The organism is Chloroflexus sp. MS-G (genome assembly GCF_000735195.1).
In the GTDB taxonomy this organism is placed as follows: domain Bacteria; phylum Chloroflexota; class Chloroflexia; order Chloroflexales; family Chloroflexaceae; genus Chloroflexus.
Genome location: NZ_JPIM01000200.1, coordinates 1 through 4,152 on the forward strand (window position 1 = coordinate 1; position 4,152 = coordinate 4,152).

The following is a 4,152-nucleotide window of genomic DNA, read 5'->3' on the forward strand; positions in this document are numbered from 1 at the left end:
TACGACCCAGCTCACCCCTCTCCCGCAGCGCGGGAGAGGGGCCGGGGGTGAGGGCGGCCCGCAGCGCGGGAGAGGGGCCGGGGGTGAGGGCGGCCCGCAGCGCGGGAGAGGGGCCGGGGGTGAGGGCGGCCCGCAGCGCGGGAGAGGGGCCGGGGGTGAGGGCCGCCCTCACCTCCCCCCTGCCCCCCTTCCTCTCCCACGCTGTGGGAGAGGAGGGGGGGATGCATGCAGGGTCGGGCAGGTATTTCCGGTGACGGCACGGCTAGGGGCGGGGTAAGAACTCGGCACTGTGATATGAGAGGTCGGATATGACCGGTGTATTGTTCTCTTTCCTACGCCTGCGACGGCTGTACTTCAACTTCAACTCGCGCATTCGGGTGGGCGAACAGGCTGTAGGCTAACCAGGTCGGATCATCGGGCTGGCGGATGGCGTTGCGCGCCTGCCACATTGCCTCAGCGACGGTGGCAGGGCGATCAGGGTTGAGCAGCGCGGTGTAGAAGACTTCGCTGAAGCGGAGGGCAAACTCGTCGTTGACCGACCAGAGCGGCGCGATCATCATGCCCGCACCGGAGCCGACAAACTGCGTGACCCAGCCGGCAGCGCCGCTGAGCGAAGGTTGCTCACGACCGACGTGACAGGCGTTCAAGACAATTGCCGGGCGGTGGTCGCGCAGCGCGCCCCGGATGCGCGGACCGGTGATGGCGCTGCTCGCCAGCCACTGGTTGTCATCCAGGCCGATTGCGCTGCTGTGCAACGCCGATTGAGCGAAGAAGTCGCCGTGGGTGATGACGTGCAGCCAGTCGAAGCCACCCGTTTCGAGCAGAGCGATGACCGCTGGCTCGGTCGCCCGTTGCGGGCTGCGGTCGGTCAGGCGATAGCGGGCAATCAGGTCGCGCAGCAGTTTGTGTTCTTCAGGGACAGCCTTCAGTTCCGGGTAGCAGGTAGGCACGATTGCAGCCAGGGTGCGCAGCCGCAGTCGCGGTAGGGGAACCACGCTCTGACGGCTGTCGGGGCGCTTGAGCAGCCAGCGGGCGAAGTGGAAGGTCTGGCACCAGAAGTCCTCTTCCCAGCAATCCGGCCCATCGCTGTACGGACGCACCAGCTCCCAGGGGATGTCCGGCTCGTTCGATTGCACCAGCAGGCTCCAGCGTTGCCCGGCTGCGATGGCGCTCTGCCACTGGTGGCGCTCACGGGCATAGTATAGTTTGAGTTCGGGTGGGATCAGCACATCCCACAGTTTGTAACCCAGATTGCGGATACGCCGCTCGACCTGCTCGGCGGTCAGAAGAGACGATCCACGCCGTCGGTTGGCGCTGTCGGTACCGCGTTGCAACAGGTGTAGCTCGTCAAAGAGCGCATTGATCAACGCATCGGGTGGACGGGGCAGGATCTGTTCGGCGTAGCAGAGCGTGATATTGTCACGGTGCAGCGTGAACTGCATCCGCCCGGCAGGGTCGCGAAAGACGACGAGGGTGAGGTCTGGCGGTGTTACGTCAGCCATGCGCGGACTGACGGGCGTTTTCGGTATTAATGCTGGCGCAAAGACCGGCTCTACCTCTAGCACCTCAATGGGCGCCACGACCGTGGCGATGAGATTGCCGCGCTGCCAGAACTGGATGGCGATCTCGTGGGGACCGGTTTCGCGCGCCTTGAGGTGAAACACGACCGGGGCGCTATCGTCATCCCGCTCGACAATGATTGTTTGTTCGAGCGGACTCAGCGGTTCAAAGCCGGGCGCATCGATCCGTACCCGAACCTTACCCTCGAAAACCTCGATAGCCTGGAGCGCGACGCTCTCCGGCTGTGGTTGCATGGTCAGCGCAACGGTAACAGTGACCCTGCTGTTCACCTGTGCTAGTCGCGGGCAGGAGATGTCGGTGTAGCGCGTGAAGCGCGGCTCGTAGAAGTGTTGATGTACTGTGGCCTGTGCGCCTTGACCAATAGCAATGCCCGTACCGCTGATGTTGCCTGTCGTAATGCTCTCGCCGTAGATTGACGCTTCTCGTGTCCGAATCTCTTGCCAGACTGCCGAGAGTTCGGCGCCAGATGGCATGCCGCGTGTGCTGAAGCGGTTGTGCGCTTCGCCGGCACGTATAGTTCTGCGCATTTGGATCAGTTTTCGGTGGAGATCGGGATCGGTCTCGCGCAATAGGTCGGTAATGCGCATGGCAATCTCGGCGCGTGTATCATCATCGGCGTTCTGTTGAAACTGATCGACCAGTTGGCGCAGCACCGGCAGTAATGCGGGCCAATGCGAACTGGATTGGCCCTCGTCCCAAATGGCTAACAACGCGGCAATCGTTTCTTCACCAGCCATTTACGCAGCTCCTCCGATTGTACCGTTGAACGTAAATGCAGCCCAAAATATTGGGTTGGCGTATGGACGGTCGTTCGGATGATCGAGCATATAATCCTCTGCTAGAGCACGTCCCTCCTCAATGAGATCGGTTGGCATCCGCGCACCTGAAACCGGCACCGATTCCAGATCACGCTGCGGAGCCGCTTTGAGTTGGCGATGCCGCTGAAAATAGGCAAACATCTCTTTGTAGGTCAGATCGCGCAGCCACTGTTGCGCCAGGCGCAGCGCTCGCACCGGCGGTTGCGGTGTCAGCCCTGCTGCGGCATCGCCGCGCAGGTGCAGTTCGTAGAAGCGGTGTATGAGCAGCGCCGTACTGAGGTCGTTGATACTCCAGAGCGTGCCGATGACAGCGGGCACGCCGGCCTGCAGAAAACCACCCGGCAGACCGATACTCTCGTCGGGCAGGCGCCGGAAGTCGGTGATCGCGGTCTGACAGGCCGAGAGCGCCACCAGCCGTAGATTGCTCAGTGCTGTGGTGTCGCCTGCCACCAGGTCGCGCAGCGTAATACGATCACCTGCCGCCAGGTGCAAGGCCGAATCGAGTGGATCGTCGGCGAAACTGCCATGGCAGGAAAAGTGACCAATGGTGCTCTCACCGAGAGCGGACCAGATTGCGCTACGAGTCGCAGCCTGCTCGTAGAACGTTGTCGTCGCCGCCGGTGGCAGCAGATCGCAGATACTGTGCAACTCTGCACCGGCATAACGCAGATCGCCGGTAGGATTCCCAACCCCAGCCAGCCGCACCCCCTTCGCCGCCCGCCGCTGCTGTTCGCGTTGAGCGATGCTCAGTACCCGCGCCGACGGCGCATAAGCGACATCAAACTCGTCGAGCAGACAGCGGGAGGCGCCGTTGACCGTGTAGGTTGCGGCATGCAATGGTAACAGGCTGAGCAGACCGGTAGGAATAAGCGTTACGCCGGTGGCATTCAAGGTGCGGAGCCGCTGCGCCACGGGTGCGATGAGATGTTCGCCAAGCAGTGGCAGCGCCGTTTCCAGCGCCTTCGTCAGCGCTTCACCGCCGAGTAACTGGCCCGGCAGATACCCACCTACCACTTTATCGCCAGTGCGCACGAGCAGGAGGTTGTTCAGATCGTTCTCCGTAAATTCGTCGAGCAGCAGCGCTTCAGGTTCTGCATTGCCATCGGGAACGATCAGCGCCAGACTGCCCTGGGGAGTGGTGATCAGGTAGACCAGTGGCACGCCGGGTTGGGCGGCTGCCGCGATCTCAGCGTAGGTGGGAGGCCGGAGGAACGCTTCATAGCCGGGAATGGCGCGAATGGCTTCAATGGCGGCATCCAGATCGGCGCGGGCAGCGCGGATGCGGTTCGCCAGATCGGTGAACGACAGTTGCGCTGTGTCCTGGCGATCTGCTGAAGCGCGGTCGGTGCGTTCCAGGCTACGCACGATCTCCGCCGCTGTGCGGTAACGCTCGTAGATGTCTGGGTAGTCGCGTTCGATGATGGAGAGATCGCTGCGGTCACGGGTCAGTGTCTCGCCGAGGCCACGGGCGCGCCCAAGCTCGGCGACCTCGACGGCGCGACGCAGCGCGCCGGGGCGGGCAGCGCGGACAAGGGCATAGGCGGCACTTCGGAAGAGAGTACCAGTGGCTTCCAACTCGGCTGCCTTGCCAGACGGTGAGACCGATTCTCCGTAAAGTATCTCCGCCGCTTGAAGTGCCAGATCGTAGGCGCCCGTGGCTGCTTCCCAGCGACCTGTTTCAGCATACATCGCTCCTAATTGCCGCGCTGTTCGCCGACAATCATCCGGCATCCCTTCCGGTGTGAAGATCTCC

At 62.8% G+C, this 4,152-nt stretch carries 2 protein-coding genes; both read right to left on the reverse strand.

What is annotated here, in order from left to right; translation table 11 throughout:
- Window positions 1–332: 332 nt before the first annotated feature.
- On the reverse strand, window positions 333–2,318 hold the full coding sequence (locus JE47_RS0119670; RefSeq protein WP_031461378.1) for a CHAT domain-containing protein: 1,986 nt from the start codon (window positions 2,316–2,318) through the stop codon (window positions 333–335).
- Window positions 2,319–4,152: CHAT domain-containing protein (locus JE47_RS0119675; RefSeq protein WP_152556121.1), on the reverse strand; the 1,834-nt coding region annotated here is incomplete at its 5' end.

Excerpts from the sequence above, each read along its gene's own strand:
- JE47_RS0119670 (WP_031461378.1), bottom strand. The coding sequence starts at position 2,318 with ATGGCTGGTGAAGAAACGATTGCCGCGTTGTTAGCCATTTGGGACGAG.